This window comes from Ktedonobacter sp. SOSP1-52, from assembly GCF_016587395.1.
In genome coordinates, this window is the sequence record NZ_BNJH01000005.1 from 705,849 (window position 1) to 724,206 (window position 18,358).

Sequence of the window (18,358 nt, forward strand, 5' to 3'; positions counted from 1 at the left end):
GGATCTTAGTTTAACTCGATCCCAGTGCGATCAATTTTCTTCAGCTTGCCCTTGCGAGCTATGATACCCTGCTGCCTGGACTTCTCTCCTTCATCTTTTTCAGTGGCAGACTGTATCTCTAAACTGTCCACAGGAGTGTCAGGGTGATCCAGAATATCCTTGAGCAATACTTCATAGTTCCGCAGCATTTTTGCGATGGTTGCCTCCTTGAACAAGTCAGTACTGTAGTTGACTGCGCAATGTAAGCTGTCGTTGCCTTCAGACACGAAGAAGGCGAGATCAAACTTGGCGCTGCTTATCTCTCGATCTACAGGGCGAGCCACGACACCTGGCAGTTCGGCTTCTGTGAGCGGAACGTTTTGCATCACGAAGAGCGCGTTGACCAGGGGAGTGCGATTGCCCTCACGCGGCAGGCGCAGGTGCTCGACGATCATCTCAAAGGGCAATTCCTGGTGGGCATAGGCAGCCAGGACCATCTCGCGCACGCGCTGCAGGAGCGTGGTAAAGCCGGGATGATCCTGCATGCTGGTGCGCAGTGCCAGCAGGTTGACGAAGAAACCGATCAGCTTCTCGGTCTCCAGATGGGAGCGGTTGGCGCTATCGGTGCCGACCACGATATCCTCCTGACCACTGAGACGATAGAGCAGGACCTGGAAGGCGGCCAGCAGGGTCATAAACAGGGTCGCCCCCTCTTGCTGGCTCAATTGCCTCAGTCGTGGAGCCAATTGGGCATCTAGCTGAAGTCCGTAGTGTGCCCCACGCTGGCTAAGGGCGCGGGTGCGCGGACAATCGGTGGGCAGCTCCAGCGCGCGTGCCCCATTGAGCTGCTGGGTCCAGTAGCGGATCTGCTCTTTGAGCACCTCGCCCTGCAGCCAGCCGCGCTGCCAGGAGGCGTAATCGGCATATTGGATAGGCAGCGAGGGCAAGGGTGAGGGCTCGCCTGCTCTGAACGCCTGATAGAGAGCTGTCAGCTCCTGGACGAGGATGCCCATGGACCAGCCATCGGAGACGATGTGGTGCATATTTAGGCGCAGCCAGTGTTTTTGCCTGTTCAGGCGCCAGAGGCAGTAGCGTAGCAACGGGCCATGCTTTAAGTCAAAGGGCTGCTGATTTTCTTGCTCGCTCAATGCTCTGGCAACTGCTTCTCTCTGATCTAGTGGAAGTCCCTGCAGATCAATGAGGACGAGTCTAGAGTGCCCCCGCGGGCTAATGGTCTGATAAGGTTGCCCCTCTATCTCCTGGAAGGTGGTGCGCAACCCCTCATGCCGCTCAATTATCGTTGTCAGACTGGCTTCAAAAGCCTCCAGATTAAGCTTTCCCTCGAATTCAACGCTAACAGGAATGTTATAGCTCGTATTGCCGGGCTCCAATTGATCAAGGAACCACAGGCGCTGTTGACCAAAGGAGAGTGGCAATAACTGTTCTCGCGCCACCGGCATCAGCTCTGGAGCAGTCGTGAGTTGCTGGTGTTGCGCTTCGATCAGCTGTGCCAGGCTGGCGATGGTAGGATATTCAAAGAGACTGCGTACTGGTATGTTCACCTGCAGGATACGCTGCAAGCGAGCTATGACCTGTGTTGCCAGCAGTGAATGACCTCCCATCTCAAAGAAGTTGTCGAGTACCCCGACCTGTGATGTATTGAGCACCTGTCGCCAGATCTCCACCAGCTGCTGCTCCAACTTGCTGCGTGGCTCTTGCGCTTCAGACTGCCTTCTGGCATGGTTTACCTTTCCCAGGCGCTCTACGTCTATTTCTCCCTCTTCCTTTAGTGGTAGCGCGGCCATCTGCACCAGGCGGTAGTTCACGGGTAGCGCTCCCCACTCAACTGGCCAGCCCTGTTGTGTTCTACGCTGCAGCCTTGGCGCGAGGTAGGCAACTAATTCATGAAGCGCATAGCTGGAATCCGTCAGGTAGCGGCGAATATGCTGATTGCTGCCGTCCAGCCCCACTAGAAGCGAAGTAGGGGTATGCTGTAACGCGGTTAACAATGAGTACCAGCCCTGGCGGGGAGCGATGGGCTGGTAGCCGTTGGCACGTGAGAACCCCTTGAGCTGGTAGCCGCGGCTCATGCCGACCTCATCCCACATGCTCCAGGCCAGGCAGTAGCTCTGCAGGCTACATTGGGTACGCTGGTAGTGGGCAAAACTTTCCAGGAAACTATTGGCCGAGGCATACGCTCCCACGCCGCTGCCGCCGAAGAAGGCGTTCACCGAGGAGAAATGAACGAAAAGAGCGTTCGGGCGTTCTTTGAGCAATTGATGCAGGGTCCAGGTCCCATCAACTTTGGCGTGCAGTATCTGTTCGAACTGCTGCCTGGATTCTCCTAGCAGTGCCTGCTCGTGAAACGTGCTGGCCAGGTGCAATATGCCATCCAATGGGCGTTCCCATTGCTGCTGAGCCAGGCTCACCGCTTGCTGCAATCCAGCTAAATCGCACACATCGACCGCCGCATAATATACCGCGCCCCCCTGTTGTGCCAGTTCGCGCAGAGCCGCCAGACGGGTGGTACGCTCGTCTTGATCAGCAGAAACAGGCGTGCGTCCAATGAGCAGCAGATGGGCTTGATACTCCTGGAGCAGATGGCAAGCCAGTTCATAGCCTACACCACCCAGACCACCACTCAGCAGGTAAAAGCCCTGCTTCTGTAATGGTGATGGTTGTGTCGGCTCCTGTGACCAGTCAATGTGCTCCAGGCGAGCCACAAGGCGCTGTCCATCGCGATACGCCACCTCTGGCTCTTTCTGATGCTGGTAGAGATCATAAGAGACACGAAGCGCGTTTTGTGCTGCCTGTCCTAGCGGCAGATCGATATGCATGCATTGAAGCCAGGGAAGTTCACGGTCAAGGGTTTTAAGCAACCCGAGGATAGGGGCCTTCTCAAAGGCCACGGCTTCGACTGCATTGACCGCTGCCAGTTGATTGCTGACGACTACCAACTTGCTTTGTTTATGTTCTTCGGACTTCCAATACGGCTCCAGTGCCTGCACCAGGTGGAGCACACTGAGCACTCCCTGGCTGTATGCCTCTTTGAGGTGGTTCTCCTGGATATGCCCCTCCGGACTGGGATGATAGCCCCATAGATGGATGACATGGTTGATCGTGAGCTGCTCTGCCTCCAGCGCGGCGCCCAGCAGGCGATATCCCGTAGCGGTATCTGGCTCGATGGTGTAGTGATCATCCCCCAGCCGTGCAAAGTCTGGCCCACTCTCCACCCGAATGACGCGTTGCTGCTTCTGCTGTAAATACTCGCACAGGGCCGCGCCCAGGCCTTCTTTATCCATCAATAGCAGGATGATGTCTCCCGCGTGCCCCATCTCGGGTTGGCGAATGGCCAGCGGCTGCCAGCGCTGGCGATAAAACCAGTCGGGCAGGGTGTTGGCATTGCCCTGCAGCCGATCAAGTTCTTTCAACAGGTCCCGATACGCACCTGCTTCAAACTCCTTCTTGAGTTGGGTGCGCTGAATCTTGCCAATGCTGGTTTTGGGAATGGCATCTCTGGCGACCGGAAGCACATAGGTAGGGGCTATCCCTACCTGGGCACTGACCCTGGCCCGTACCTTCCTGAGCAGATCGAGTATCTGTGTGTCATCAGCGCGACTGACGACGAAGATGGCCAGTTGATCGGTGGCGCTCTCGCCCTCGCGCACGGCGCAGGCGGCGGTGTAGGAGGTCTCGACCTCCTCTAGTTCCTCGACGGCCGCCTCGATCTCCTGGCTATAGTAGTTGATACCATTGATGATGATGGTATCCTTGGCGCGTCCGGTGATGGTCAGTTGCCCCTCGCGCATCAGGCCCAGATCGCCGGTATCGAACCAGCCATCGGCGGTAAAGGCCTCCCTGGTGGCCTGGACATTGTGGTAGTAGCCGCCGGTGATGGAGAGTCCCCGCACCTGCATTCGCCCCACCTGCCCTTCTGGCACCACTTGATTGTTCTCATTTACCAGGCGAACTGAGAGCCCTGGAATGGGCTCGCCTACCTCAACTAATTGATCGGCCTCATTGTCGTGGCGAGACGCGAACTGGTTGGAAAACACGACCCCTGAAGACGTTTCTGACATGCCCCACGCCGGATACATAGCGGTGGCTGGCAGCTTATGTAGCTGCAACACTTGTAAGAAGGTACGCGCGATCTTTCCCACGATGGCTTCCCCGCCATTGAGCAGGTAGCGCAGAGCTGAGAGGTCCCAGTGGCGCTGCTGTATCTCCTCGGCGCGCTCATTGATCAGGCCTAGTGCAAAGTTGGCGGTCCAGGTGACGGTGGCACGATAGCGATCCAGATAATCCAGCCAGCGCAGTGGATCTTGCAGGATAGTCTGTGGGAGCGCGTGGATCTGGGTGCTGCCCATGTAGAGGGAGCGCAGGTGGAGCATTACGATCCCGCCAACATGGTCCAGTGGCATCCAGTTGAAAGTCACATCTTCGCGGGGGCTGAACTCGAACCGTTGGATCATGCCCTGGACCATGCTCAAGAGATTGCGGTGATTTAAGGTTACCCCCTTTGAGGCACCGGTGCTACCCGAGGTGAGCAATATCAAGGCCAGATCTTCCGGCTGGCTCTCGTGATAGGTTTCGTCGCAGGCAGTGGATGTCTGTAAGCTGCTGAAAGGGACCACCTGGAAGTTGTTCCAGTCCTCGTTTTGGGCCAGCACCTGTAACGATGGAGCCAGGTTGCTGCCAGCCACCACGATAGGCTGACCCAACAATTGCCAGGCGTGGTGCAGGCGACTGCTGGCGCTGGTCGGTTTCTCATAGGTGGGCGCAATCGAGACCGGTACAGGGACCATGCCCCCTAATAGGCAGCCCCACAGGAGTGGTAAAAACTCCTGGCACCTCTCCACCTGCATGATAACCTTGTCTTGTGGATGCACGCCGAGTTGCCGTAATCCACCCAGCACCCGTTGGGCCTCCTGCAGGAGCTGCTGGTAGGTCCAGACGATCTCACTGCCATCGGAGAGTACATAGATGACCCGGGCATGGCTATCCCGCTGGCTGGCGGCCTGCAAAAGTGCCTGGGGCAGGGTCGTGACAACCTGATCCAGGTGTAGGATACCTCCCTCGCTGATCGACAGGCGTTCCCGCTGGTTTGTGGAGACCTGTTCCCGCTGTACAGGCGCGCTGGATGGCTTTTCCTGTGGCTGTGCATGCCTCCCCAAATCAGGCAAGAGGTCGGCCAGGTGCAGTGGCAGCGGCTCGTCGATGTGTTCCTGCACCACGAGCGCGACTTGCTTGACGCCTTCCTGTCTGCGCAGGTACTGCTCCCATTGAGCCATGACCTGTGTGTTCAAGGGGGCCATGGTGAGCAGGGCCTGATCATCTACCGTGCCGGTACCCGTCAATGGGATATGGGAGACAGGAATATAGGCCTGTGGCCTCCAGGATTCCGGGAGCGCGGCACCGAGCTGCTCCAGCCAGAACTCAGGAGGACTCTGATTGGCTGTTACGATGTAAGCGACCAGTTCCCGGGCACCACTTAGGTTCCTACGAGCGATAATCCGGCAGCTATAGATCGTAGGTTCCCGCAGCAAGGCATCTTCTATCGCATCGAGCCACACAGCATAGCCGCCAACCCAGATCTGACGGCCATCTGTATCCTGGATCTCAATTTTGCCTGTGCTCCGATAGCGTCCGCGCAGACCAGTTTTGAACATGCGAGCATCGGAATAGATATCTTTCAGGAAGTGCTGCTGGTTTTCTTCTGGATGATCCAGATATCCTGAGGCGATCCCGGGTCCCGCCACATAGATCTCGCCGCTGCCCCCGGGTGGAACCAGTTGTTTGCGCGCATTCAGGATGTAGACGGCCATGGATGTTGCATGCCCACTAAGCATCTGCCCATTTTCATCGGCCTGTTCCGCGACATCCATCTCTAGAGAGTAGGCCGCCTCCGGCCCCCCATATAAATAGGAGAATGCCCCTTTGAAATCGTTGGTAAATGTGCTCACGATTTTATTGGAGGGAGGCTCTCCACTGGCCATTACCAGGCGTAGCGTTTCCGGGAATGTCGCACTGGTGAGCGCGCGCAAATATGGCGCGCTTGCATGGAGAACACTGCACCGATATTCGGCCAGCAGGTGCTCTACTCGCTGGCCATCCCGCAGATCTTCCCCCCGGGAGCAATCAGGAGACACGAGCCAGCCGTGAGCGCCCAGACAATATCGAAGAGGATGCTTCCCTCGGTGGGCGAAGAGAGGGAGAGCAGGGTATCTGCTGGTGAAAGCGCAAACCGTTTCTGCAACCAACGGATGTGATACCTCAGTTGCTGCTGTTCCAACATCACATAGCGGCTGGCTGCTCCGATAAGGAAGGTAACACTGCTTGCGTCTGTTTCCGCGCCATTTTCCCGGCTCTCCTGCGTGATAGATCCTGCCTCGCTATCAAGGCAGACAGCCATGCCTTGATAGCGGGGTAGCTGTGTCAGCCACTGCTCTTTTGTCAGCAGAACCTGCGTATGAGTATCTTGCAGCCTTCTCTCTTGCCACTCTTGTGGGTGGGATGGGTCCAGAAGGACACAGGTTCCACCAGCCTTGAGAATACCAATCAGCCCCACTACCAGCTCTATAGAATATTCCAAGCACAGTCCCACTGTGGTAGTGCCCTCGATGCCACGAGTAGACAGGTAGCGTGCTACCTGGTTGGCTTGCTGGTTGAGTTCCTGGTAGGTCAGGCGTGAGCCTGCGCAGGCTACCGCGATTGCTCCGGGTGCCTTCTCTACCTGGGCCTCAAAAAGATGGCGGATCTCTTTATGCTTACTTTTACTCGTCATCGTTCTCTAGCTCTTTCCATGGACTAATGAATTGCTCTAACTCATCTTTAGTTACAAGAGGAAAGCTTCCAATTTTTTGATCAAGACCTGAGACCATATGCTCCAACACTACGACCCAGTGTGAGAGTAAGCGTTGAATAGTGTCAGTTTCAAAAAGGTCTTTATTATAGGTAAGCTGGCCTTCGAGCTCCTGACCATCGTCAATGGTGTAGCAGATGAGATCAAAGTTTGACGTTTCACTGCCTGTTGACTCGCCATGGATGGTTAAGCCGGTCAGCTCATGCTGTTCGGATACCGATGGTGGTGAAGCGAACATTACCTGGACCAGGGGCGCGTAGCTCGTTTTGCGTTCTGGTCGTAGCACCTCCACCAGTTTTTCAAAGGGCACATCCTGGTGGCTGTAAGCGTTCAGCGTAACTTCCTTGACTCTCTCCAGCACTTCTCGGAAGGTTGGATCGTCGGTAAGGCTGGTACGTAGAATGAGCGTATTGGCGAAGAAGCCAATCAGACCTTCCAGTTCGAGTCGATTGCGGTTAGCGATCGGGGTGCCCACCACGATATCTTCCTGGCCGCTATAGCGCCACAACAGCACGACAAAGCTCGTTAGCAATGCCATGAACATGGTCACCTCTTCTTGCTGGCTCAACTCTCGCACACGTTGCGTTAGCTCTGCCGAGAACGAGGTAGATTGGCGGTCACCCTGATAGCTCTGTATGGTTGGGCGTGCATGATCCAATGGTAGCTCAATTACCTCGGGCATCCCGGCTAGCTGCTCTCTCCAGTATGTGAGCTCTTTTTCCAGCAGATCCCCTTTGAGCCACTCATTTTGCCAGACGGCAAAGTCGGCGTACTGGATAGGGAGTGGCGGCAACGCGACAGGCTTGCCCTGGACAAGAGCATTGTAGAGCGTGGTCAGCTCTTCGATGAAGATACCCAGCGACCAGCCATCGGAGATAATGTGATGCATGGTTATAAGCAACAGGTGATTGTCCGCCCCAAGTTTGAGCACGCGCATACGTACCAGCGGACCTCTAGTGAGATCAAAGATCTGCAGTGCTTCTTGCTTGTTCCATCGCCGCGCCTCTTGCTCGCGCTCCTCTTCCGGCCATTGACTCAGGTCCAGCAGCGAGAAGATTTCCTGCTCTTCCCACTCTGGCACGATCCGTTGCACAGCTTCACCATCGGAGATGCCAAAGGTGGTACGGAGCACTTCATGGCGCTGTATTATTTCTTTCCAGCTATGCTTTAGCGCATCCACAGACAGCGGTCCTTCCAGACGTAAGGCCGCCGGCATATTGTAGAAGGAACTATCTGGCTCCAACTGATTGAGGAACCAGAGGCGCTGCTGGGCAAAGGAGAGCGGGATCTTCTGATCTCTTGCCACGCGTTGTAGGGGCGGTGGCGTGTCGCTCGATGGCTGTTGCTGCTCCAGGACCTGGGCCAGTTCGGCGATGGTGGGTGATTCAAAGAGCTGGCGGACCGGGATCTCGACCTGGAAGGCCTGCTGCATGCGAGCCACCACCTGGGTGGCCAGCAGGGAGTGACCGCCGAGCTCAAAGAAGTTGTCGAGGACGCCGATCTGGGGTTGCTTGAGCACCTGCGCCCAGATGTCGCGGATCTGCCGTTCCAGGGCCGAGCGGGGCTCCTGGCGCGTCAGGAGGCTGCCGCTCGGCTGTAGTCCTCCCAGTCGTGCCACATCCACGGCGCCGGTCTCGGTGGATGGCAGCGAGGTCCGGGTGAGCACGCGATAGTTGGCGGGCTGGGCACCCCACCAGGCGGGCCAGGGCGTGGTGACCGCTGGCGCCACGTAGGCCACGGCCTCCTGCAGCGCGTAGCCAGGTCCCGTGAGCCAGGGACGGATATGGGCATTGGCGCCATCGAGGCCGACCAGGACGGTGGGCAGGCTATGATGGAGCACGGCCAGCAGGGAGTACCAGCCCTGGGCCGGGGAGATGGACTGGAAGCCCTGCGCCTGGGAGAAGGCCTTGAGCTGATAGCCGCGGCTCATGCCGATCTCATCCCACATGCTCCAGGAGAGGCAGTAGCTCTGCAGGCCACAGTGGACGCGCTGGTAGTGGGCGAAGGCCTCCAGGAAGGCATTGGCGGCGGCATAGGCGCCCACGGCGCGTCCACCAAAGAAGGCATTGACGGAGGAAGAGCTCACGAAGAGGGTGCCGGGTCGATCTTTGAGCAACTGATGCAGGGTCCAGGCGCCCAGGACTTTGGGGCGCAGGCTGGCCTCGATCTGCTCGTTGGTCTCCTGGAGCATGACCTGTTCGTGGAACTCGCCAGCGAGATGGAAGATGCCATCGAGGGGACGCAGCCAGGTCTGCTGGGCCTGGGCCAGTGCCGCCTGGACGGCGGACAGGTCGCAGACATCGACGCAGGCATAGTGGACGGTGCCGCCGTGGCGGCTGGCCAGGGCCTGCAGGTGGGCCAGGCGTCCAGCTGGTGTTTCTGGATCGGGGGAGCGCCCTCGAGAGAGATGGGGGTGCGCCCGAGCAGGAGCAGATGGGCCTGGAACTCCTGCAGGAGGTGACTGGCGAGCTCAACGCCCAGGCCACCGCTGCCGCCGCTGAGCAGGTAGACGCCATGGCGTCGCAGAGGAACAGATTGTGAGGGGAGGGAGGGCCAATCGATGGGGGCCAGGCGGTGGACGTAGCGGCCCTCGGGCTGATAGGTGACCTCCGGTTCTGTCTGGTTGTGGGCCAGCTCGGCCAGGATCTGGGCGCTGACGAGAGCGGGCTCAGTGCTGGCGAGGGTGAGATGGATGGCGTGGAGCCAGGGCAGTTCGCGGGACAGGGTCTTCACGAAGCCACTCATGGGTGCCTGGAGTGCGCTGTCGAGCTCATCGGCAGCGGTGCTGACGGTCAGCAGGGTGAGCGGCTCCTCCTCCCGGCGCTGCTCGCGGGCAAGCAACTGAACCAGCGTGCGAAGGTCATGTATGCGATGGGCCATGGCGTCGAGGTGCTCCTGTGGAGGTGCCTCGTCGCCCACAGGCGCTGGTTCCCCAAACTGAACAACCCGGGTGACCGGTCGGTCCGTGGTGGCCAGGGTGGTGGCCAGGGCCGCCGCCACCTGCTCCTGCTCAGCTGCCTGGTTGGGATCCCACTGAAGGAGTAGGACCTGGTGCTCCTGCTGCTGCAATTGCTCTGACAGGGCTTTTCCTGTCTCGGCCGTTGCTGCGGTCGTGATGATCAGGGTACGTCCGTGATCCACCTGGAGGGGGAGCTGAGGCAGCTCCAGGCGCTGCCAGCTGGGACGATAGAGCCAGTCGGGCAGGGTGTTGGCATTGCCCTGCAGCCGATCAAGTTCTTTCAACAGGTCCCGATACGCACCTGCTTCAAAGGCCTGCTTGATCTGGGGGCGCTGGATCTTGCCGATGCCGGTCTTGGGAATGTCGTCTGGCTCGACTGGCAGCACATAGGTGGGCGTGATGCCTACGCGGGCACTGACTTTGGCTCGCACCTTCTTCAGCACCTCCAGCACCTGGTCCTCGTCGAGGCGACTGACGACGAAGACGGCCAGTTGATCGGTGGCGCTCTCGCCCTCGCGCACGGCGCAGGCGGCGGTGTAGGAGGTCTCGACCTCCTCCAGTTCCTCGACGGCTGCCTCGATCTCCTGGCTATAGTAGTTGATACCATTGATGATGATGGTATCCTTGGCGCGTCCGGTGATGGTCAGTTGCCCCTGGCGCATCAGGCCCAGATCGCCGGTATCGAACCAGCCATCGGCGGTAAAGGCCTCGTCGGTGGCCTGGGCATTGTGGTAGTAGCCACGGGTGACCGAGGGACCCTGGGCTTGCAGGCGGCCGATGCGTCCCTGCTCGACAAGCTGATCCTCCCCATCGACCAGGCGCAGGGCGAAGCCGGGGATGGGCTCGCCGACCTCCACGAGCTGCGAGGTGGGGGCGGGCTGAGCCGGGAAGATGGTGAAGGTGACACCCGAGCAGGTCTCCGACATGCCCCAGACCGGGCGCATGGCCGTGGCGGGTAAGCCATGGGGCTGCAGCACCTGCAGGAAGGTCGCGGCTACCGTGGCCACAATCGCCTCGCCAGCATTGATCAGGTGCTGCATTGAGGAGAGGTCCCACTGCCGCTGACTGAGCTCCTCGGCGCGCTCGTTGAGCAGGCCAAAGGCGAAGTTGGGAGCCCAGGTGGTAGTGGCCTGGTAGCGCTCGATGGCATCGAGCCAGCGCAAGGGATCGTGCAGGACATACTGGGGGAGGGTATGGACCTGGCTTTGGGCCAGGAAGAGGCGTGGAAGTGCAGCATCACCACGCCGCCTACGTGGTCCAGGGGCATCCAGTTGAAGGTGAGCCCCTGGCGAGGGGTGCAGCCCAACTGCTGGATCATGCCCTGGATCTGACTCAAGAGGGAGCGATGGCACTGCATGACGCCTTTGGGGGCGCCGGTGCTGCCGGAGGTGAGCAGGATGAGGGCCAGGTCATCAGGCTGGCTGTCCAGGAAGGGCTCGGCCTCGGAGGTGCAGGCCTGCAGGGTGGGATAGGGAACGACGCTAAACTCATGCCAGCCCTGGTCCTCGGCCAGGGAGCGCAGAGGGGTGGCGATGGTACTGCCAGCGACCACGATGGGCTGGCCGAGCAGGTTCCAGGCGTGGAAGAGGCGGGTACTGGCGCTGGTGGGCTGAGCATAGGTAGGAGCGATGGCGACGGGGACGGCGATTATGCCACCGAGCAGGCAGCCCCAGAGGACGGGGAGGAACTCCTGACAGGCCTCGACCTGGATGATGACCTTGTCCTGGGGACGCAGGCCCAGCAGGCGCAGGCCGGCGAGGACCTGGCGTGCCTGGGAGAGCAGCTGTGGATAGCTAGAGACCAGCTCGCGACCATCGGGTAACAGGTAGGTCAGATGCGCCTGATTGTCCGGTGCGGCGGCGCGCAGCAGCATCTGTGGCAGCGTGGTAATCTCGGGTTCCAGCCGCAGCTCGCGGCCTCGCGCCAGCGAGAGCGGGGCTCCAGCCGTATTCCCTCGATCTTCAGATTGCCTGGGTGCTTGCGCCGGGCTGCCTTCCTCTTCTGGGACGTGCGGCTGGGGGACGCGCAGGCCCCAATCGGGGAGCAAATCGTCCAGGTGGAGCGGCAGTGGGACGCGACTGTGCTCCTGAGTAAGGACCGCCACCTGCTCCACCTCGTCCTGCTGGCGTAAGTAGTGTTCCCATTGGGCCAGCGTCTGGGGTGTGAGCGGCGCCATCTCTAACAGGGCCTGATCGTCGATCTCACCCATTGGGGTGAGCGGCAGGTGGGAGACCGGCAGGAAGCTCTGCGGGATGCGAGCCGCTGGCAGCGATGACTGCAACTGCTCGCGCCAGCTCTCCGTGGCGCCCTGTCCGCTGGTGACCAGGTAGGCTATTAGCTCCTGGACCCCACGATGGCTCTGCTGGGCAATCAGGCGGCAGTTCTGCGCTCCGAGGTGGTGGCGGATCTGCTCTTCGAGCTCGTCGAGGGAGAGCGATGTACCATCGATGAGCACCTGGCGTGGATGCTCCGGGTGATCCAGATACTCCAGCGCCCCGAGGAACGATAGCGCACCCGGTCTCCTGTGCCATAGAGTCGTGCTTCCGGTTCGTCGCTCCAGGGATCTGGGATAAAGAGTTCTTGTATCTGCTGATTGGTGTTGTGAGCATGCAGGTCCTCAATATAGAGCTGGCCAACCACATCGGCAGGCACGGGCTGCAACGCCTCATCCAATACCAGCAGGGTGGTGGTATCCAGTGCTTGCCCCAGGATTTGCTCGTACTGGAGCACGCGCGCGGGCGGCAGCACATGCCACGCCAGCGGCACTGGCGCCTGCTGCTTGGCGGTGTCCAGCAGGGGGAGAGCCTGAATGCGCTGGTCGGGATTGGCGACAATGGCCCTCAAGAGGTGCTGCCAGTGGGCTAAGAAGCGGGCAATGAAGGCATCGCTGAACAGCTCGGTGGCATATTCCAGGGTAGCATGTAGTCCCTGTCGCCCCTCGGACATGATCATCGTCAACTCAAACTTGGCGGTGCTGTTATTGAGGGTCTCATCGTCCTCCTCGACCTGCAGTGGCGACTGCTCAGCTGCCAGGATGGCATCGGGCGCGTTCTGCAGCACAAAGGCGACCTGGAAGAGCGGTGAGCGATTGCCCTCGCGTTGCTGCGGCATGGCCTCGACTACCTGCTCAAAGGGCACATCCTGGTGCGCATAGGCATCCAGGGTTGTGGTACGGACCTGGGCGAGCAGGTCGCGGAAGGAGGGATTGTCCGCCAGGTCGCTGCGCAGCACCAGCATGTTGACGAAGAAGCCGATCAGCCCCTCCAACTCCTGATGGGTGCGGTTGGCGATCGGGCTACCCACGGCGATATCCTGCTGGCCGCTGTAGCGGGTCAGCAAGACCTGGAAGGCGGCCAGCAGCGTCATAAACAGCGTGACCCCTTCGCGTTGGGAGAAGGTCTGCAACTGCGTGCTGAGGTCGGCAGGCAAAAGCACATGCTGTTTGGCGCCCTGGAAGCTGAGGATAGCGGGTCGGGGATGATCGGTGGGCAGGTTCAGTGGTGACAGACCCGCCAGACGCGTCTTCCAGTAGTCCAGGTGCCGGGCGAGCACCTCACCTTGGAGCCAGGAACGCTGCCAGAGGGCATAGTCGGCATACTGTACAGGCAGGGCGGGCAGCGTAGCGGCCTCGCCGCGCTGGCGGGCCAGATAGAGCCTGGTCAGCTCTTCGATGAGTCGGCCACTGGACCAGCCATCGGAGATGATGTGGTGTAGGGTGAGCAAGAGGACCTGCTCCTCTGCGGCCAGTTGGAGCAGCCAGCTGCGCAGCAGGGGTCCCCGGGCCAGATCGAAGGGATGGGCCGCCTCCTGCTGGGCGAGGAGCCGAGCCTGCTCGGTGCGCGTCTCCGGTGACAGGAAGCGCAGATCCACCACGGCCATCTCGGAGAGGGGCTGTGGGCTGATCTGCTGCCAGGGCTCACCTTGTTGGCTGGGGAAGGTGGTGCGCAGATTCTCGTGGCGCAGGATGACCTCATGCAGCGCCTGCCACAACGCCCGACGATCCAGCTTTCCACGCAAACGCATCTCCCGTGGAATCGTATAGGTACTGCTTCCCGGCTCCAGCTGATCCAGGAACCAGAGGCGCTGCTGGGCAAAGGAGAGCGGGATCTTCTGATCTCTTGCCACGCGCTGTAGGGGCGGTGGCGTGTCGCTCGATGGCTGTTGTTGCTCCAGGACCCGGGCCAGTTCGGCGATGGTGGGTGATTCAAAGAGCTGGCGGACCGGGATCTCGACCTGGAAGGCCTGCTGCATGCGAGCCACCACCTGGGTGGCCAGCAGGGAGTGACCGCCGAGCTCAAAGAAGTTGTCGAGGACGCCGATCTGGGGTTGCTTGAGCACCTGCGCCCAGATGTCGCGGATCTGCCGTTCCAGGGCCGAGCGGGGCTCCTGGCGCGTCAGGAGGCTGCCGCTCGGCTGTAGTCCTCCCAGTCGTGCCACATCCACGGCGCCGGTCTCGGTGGATGGCAGCGAGGTCCGGGTGAGCACGCGATAGTTGGCGGGCTGGGCACCCCACCAGGCGGGCCAGGGCGTGGTGACCGCTGGCGCCACGTAGGCCACGGCCTCCTGCAGCGCGTAGCCAGGTCCCGTGAGCCAGGGACGGATATGGGCATTGGCGCCATCGAGGCCGACCAGGACGGTGGGCAGGCTATGATGGAGCACGGCCAGCAGGGAGTACCAGCCCTGGGCCGGGGAGATGGACTGGAAGCCCTGCGCCTGGGAGAAGGCCTTGAGCTGATAGCCGCGGCTCATGCCGATCTCATCCCACATGCTCCAGGAGAGGCAGTAGCTCTGCAGGCCACAGTGGACGCGCTGGTAGTGGGCGAAGGCCTCCAGGAAGGCATTGGCGGCGGCATAGGCGCCCACGGCGCGTCCACCAAAGAAGGCATTGACGGAGGAAGAGCTCACGAAGAGGGTGCCGGGTCGATCTTTGAGCAACTGATGCAGGGTCCAGGCGCCCAGGACTTTGGGGCGCAGGCTGGCCTCGATCTGCTCGTTGGTCTCCTGGAGCATGACCTGTTCGTGGAACTCGCCAGCGAGATGGAAGATGCCATCGAGGGGACGCAGCCAGGTCTGCTGGGCCTGGGCCAGTGCCGCCTGGACGGCGGACAGGTCGCAGACATCGACGCAGGCATAGTGGACGGTGCCGCCGTGGCGGCTGGCCAGGGCCTGCAGGTGGGCCAGGCGTCCAGCTGGTGTTTCTGGATCGGGGGGAGCGCCCTCGAGAGAGATGGGGGTGCGCCCGAGCAGGAGCAGATGGGCCTGGAACTCCTGCAGGAGGTGACTGGCGAGCTCAACGCCCAGGCCACCGCTGCCGCCGCTGAGCAGGTAGACGCCATGGCGTCGCAGAGGAACAGATTGTGAGGGGAGGGAGGGCCAATCGATGGGGGCCAGGCGGTGGACGTAGCGGCCCTCGGGCTGATAGGTGACCTCCGGTTCTGTCTGGTTGTGGGCCAGCTCGGCCAGGATCTGGGCGCTGGCGAGAGCGGGCTCAGTGCTGGCGAGGGTGAGATGGATGGCGTGGAGCCAGGGCAGTTCGCGGGACAGGGTCTTCACGAAGCCACTCATGGGTGCCTGGAGTGCGCTGTCGAGCTCATCGGCAGCGGTGCTGACGGTCAGCAGGGTGAGTGGCTCCTCCTCCCGGCGCTGCTCGCGGGCAAGCAACTGGACCAGCGTGCGAAGGTCATGTATGCGATGGGCCATGGCGTCGAGGTGCTCCTGTGGAGGTGCCTCGTCGCCCACAGGCGCTGGTTCCCCAAACTGAACAACCCGGGTGACCGGTCGGTCCGTGGTGGCCAGGGTGGTGGCCAGGGCCGCCACCTGCTCAGCTGCCTGGTTGGGATCCCACTGAAGGAGTAGGACCTGGTGCTCCTGCTGCTGCAATTGCTCTGACAGGGCTTTTCCTGTCTCGGCCGTTGCTGCGGTCGTGATGATCAGGGTACGTCCGTGATCCACCTGGAGGGGGAGCTGAGGCAGTTCCAGGCGCTGCCAGCTGGGGCGATAGAGCCAGTCGGGCAGAGTGTTGGCATTGCCCTGCAGCCGATCCAACTGCTTGACCCGTTCGCGATAGTGCCCTGCTTCAAAGGCCTGCTTGATCTGGGGGCGCTGGATCTTGCCGATGCCGGTCTTGGGAATGTCGTCTGGCTCGACTGGCAGCACATAGGTGGGCGTGATGCCTACGCGGGCACTGACTTTGGCTCGCACCTTCTTCAGCACCTCCAGCACCTGGTCCTCGTCGAGGCGACTGACGACGAAGACGGCCAGTTGATCGGTGGCGCTCTCGCCCTCGCGCACGGCGCAGGCGGCGGTGTAGGAGGTCTCGACCTCCTCCAGTTCCTCGACGGCTGCCTCGATCTCCTGGCTATAGTAGTTGATACCATTGATGATGATGGTATCCTTGGCGCGTCCGGTGATGGTCAGTTGCCCCTGGCGCATCAGGCCCAGATCGCCGGTATCGAACCAGCCATCGGCGGTAAAGGCCTCGTCGGTGGCCTGGGCATTGTGGTAGTAGCCACGGGTGACCGAGGGACCCTGGGCTTGCAGGCGGCCGATGCGTCCCTGCTCGACAAGCTGATCCTCCCCATCGACCAGGCGCAGGGCGAAGCCGGGGATGGGCTCGCCGACCTCCACGAGCTGCGAGGTGGGGGCGGGCTGAGCCGGGAAGATGGTGAAGGTGACACCCGAGCAGGTCTCCGACATGCCCCAGACCGGGCGCATGGCCGTGGCGGGTAAGCCATGGGGCTGCAGCACCTGCAGGAAGGTCGCGGCTACCGTGGCCACAATCGCCTCGCCAGCATTGATCAGGTGCTGCATTGAGGAGAGGTCCCACTGCCGCTGACTGAGCTCCTCGGCGCGCTCGTTGAGCAGGCCAAAGGCGAAGTTGGGAGCCCAGGTGGTAGTGGCCTGGTAGCGCTCGATGGCATCGAGCCAGCGCAAGGGATCGTGCAGGACATACTGGGGGAGGGTATGGACCTGGCTTTGGGCCAGGAAGAGGGCGTGGAAGTGCAGCATCACCACGCCGCCTACGTGGTCCAGGGGCATCCAGTTGAAGGTGAGCCCCTGGCGAGGGGTGCAGCCCAACTGCTGGATCATGCCCTGGATCTGACTCAAGAGGGAGCGATGGCACTGCATGACGCCTTTGGGGGCGCCGGTGCTGCCGGAAGTGAGCAGGATGAGGGCCAGGTCATCAGGCTGGCTGTCCAGGAAGGGCTCGGCCTCGGAGGTGCAGGCCTGCAGGGTGGGATAGGGAACGACGCTAAACTCATGCCAGCCCTGGTCCTCGGCCAGGGAGCGCAGAGGGGTGGCGATGGTACTGCCAGCGACCACGATGGGCTGGCCGAGCAGGTTCCAGGCGTGGAAGAGGCGGGTACTGGCGCTGGTGGGCTGAGCATAGGTAGGAGCGATGGCGACGGGGACGGCGATTATGCCACCGAGCAGGCAGCCCCAGAGGATGGGGAGGAACTCCTGACAGGCCTCGACCTGGATGATGACCTTGTCCTGGGGACGCAGGCCCAGCAGGCGCAGGCCGGCGAGGACCTGGCGTGCCTGGGAGAGCAGCTGTGGATAGCTAGAGACCAGCTCGCGGCCATCGGGCAACAGGTAGGTCAGATGCGCCTGATTGTCCGGAGCGGCGGCGCGCAGCAGCATCTGTGGCAGCGTGGTAATCTCGGGTTCCAGCCGCAGCTCGCGGCCTCGCGCCAGCGAGAGCGGGGCTCCAGCCGTATTCCCTCGATCTTCAGATTGCCTGGGTGCTTGCGCCGGGCTGCCTTCCTCTTCTGGGACGTGCGGCTGGGGGACGCGCAGGCCCCAATCGGGGAGCAAATCGTCCAGGTGGAGCGGCAGTGGGACGCGACTGTGCTCCTGAGTAAGGACCGCCACCTGCTCCACCTCGTCCTGCTGGCGTAAGTAGTGTTCCCATTGGGCCAGCGTCTGGGGTGTGAGCGGCGCCATCTCTAACAGGGCCTGATCGTCGATCTCACCCATTGGGGTGAGCGGCAGGTGAGAGACCGGCAGGAAGCTCTGCGGGATGCGAGCCGCTGGCAGCGATGACTGCAACTGCTCGCGCCAGCTCTCCGTGGTGCCCTGTCCGCTGGTGACCAGGTAGGCTACCAACTCCTGGACCCCACGATGGCTCTGCTGGGCAATCAGGCGGCAGTTCTGCGCTCCGAGGTGGTGGCGGATCTGCTCTTCGAGCTCGTCGAGGGAGAGCGATGTGCCATCGATGAGCACCTGGCGTGGATGCTCCGGGTGATCCAGATACTCCAGCGCACCCGAGGAACGATAGCGCACCCGGTCTCCTGTGCCATAGCGTTGCATTCCCGACTGGCTATCCACGCTCTCGATATAGAGCTGGCCAACCACATCGGCAGGCACGGGCTGCAACGCCTCATCCAATACCAGCAGGGTGGTGGCATCCAGTGCTTGTCCCAGAACCTGTTCGTACTGGAGCACGCGCGCGGGTGGCAGCACATGCCACGCCAGCGGCACTGGCGCCTGCTGCTTGGCGGTGTCCAGCAGGGGAGGGCCTGAATGTGCTGGTCGGGGCTGGCGACAATGGCCCT

Annotated in this window: 5 protein-coding genes and 1 pseudogene; all 6 read right to left on the reverse strand. The window is 61.3% G+C overall.

Translation table 11 applies throughout. The features are described 5' to 3' along the window. Positions 1 to 5: 5 nt before the first annotated feature. Positions 6 to 6,128 carry an SDR family NAD(P)-dependent oxidoreductase gene (locus tag JMJ16_RS43690; RefSeq protein ID WP_201391842.1) on the reverse strand — a complete coding sequence of 2,041 codons (6,123 nt, stop codon included), beginning with the start codon at positions 6,126 to 6,128 and terminating at the stop codon, positions 6 to 8. Further along, positions 6,077 to 6,763 (reverse strand): AMP-binding protein, encoded by a 687-nt coding sequence (locus JMJ16_RS43695; RefSeq protein ID WP_201391844.1) that lies wholly within the window; start codon positions 6,761 to 6,763, stop codon positions 6,077 to 6,079. Before JMJ16_RS43695 ends, JMJ16_RS43690 begins: the two co-directional genes overlap by 52 nt. Beyond that, the gene (locus tag JMJ16_RS43700; RefSeq protein WP_307813391.1) at positions 6,753 to 9,203 is read right to left on the reverse strand and encodes an SDR family NAD(P)-dependent oxidoreductase; all 2,451 of its coding nucleotides are present in this window, start codon (positions 9,201 to 9,203) and stop codon (positions 6,753 to 6,755) included. The genes JMJ16_RS43695 and JMJ16_RS43700 overlap by 11 nt, the downstream gene beginning before the upstream one ends. A 59-nt stretch (positions 9,204 to 9,262) precedes the next feature. Next, positions 9,263 to 10,945 (reverse strand): annotated as a pseudogene (locus JMJ16_RS56255) (AMP-binding protein); the annotation flags it as partial. Further along, on the reverse strand, positions 10,828 to 12,255 hold the full coding sequence (locus JMJ16_RS55115) for an AMP-binding protein (RefSeq protein ID WP_236601962.1): 1,428 nt from the start codon (positions 12,253 to 12,255) through the stop codon (positions 10,828 to 10,830). The gene JMJ16_RS55115 and the pseudogene JMJ16_RS56255, both read right to left, overlap by 118 nt. Beyond that, positions 12,171 to 18,284: an SDR family NAD(P)-dependent oxidoreductase gene (locus JMJ16_RS43710; protein ID WP_201391850.1), complete on the reverse strand. Its 6,114-nt coding sequence runs from the start codon at positions 18,282 to 18,284 to the stop codon at positions 12,171 to 12,173. Before JMJ16_RS43710 ends, JMJ16_RS55115 begins: the two co-directional genes overlap by 85 nt. Positions 18,285 to 18,358: the final 74 nt, after the last annotated feature.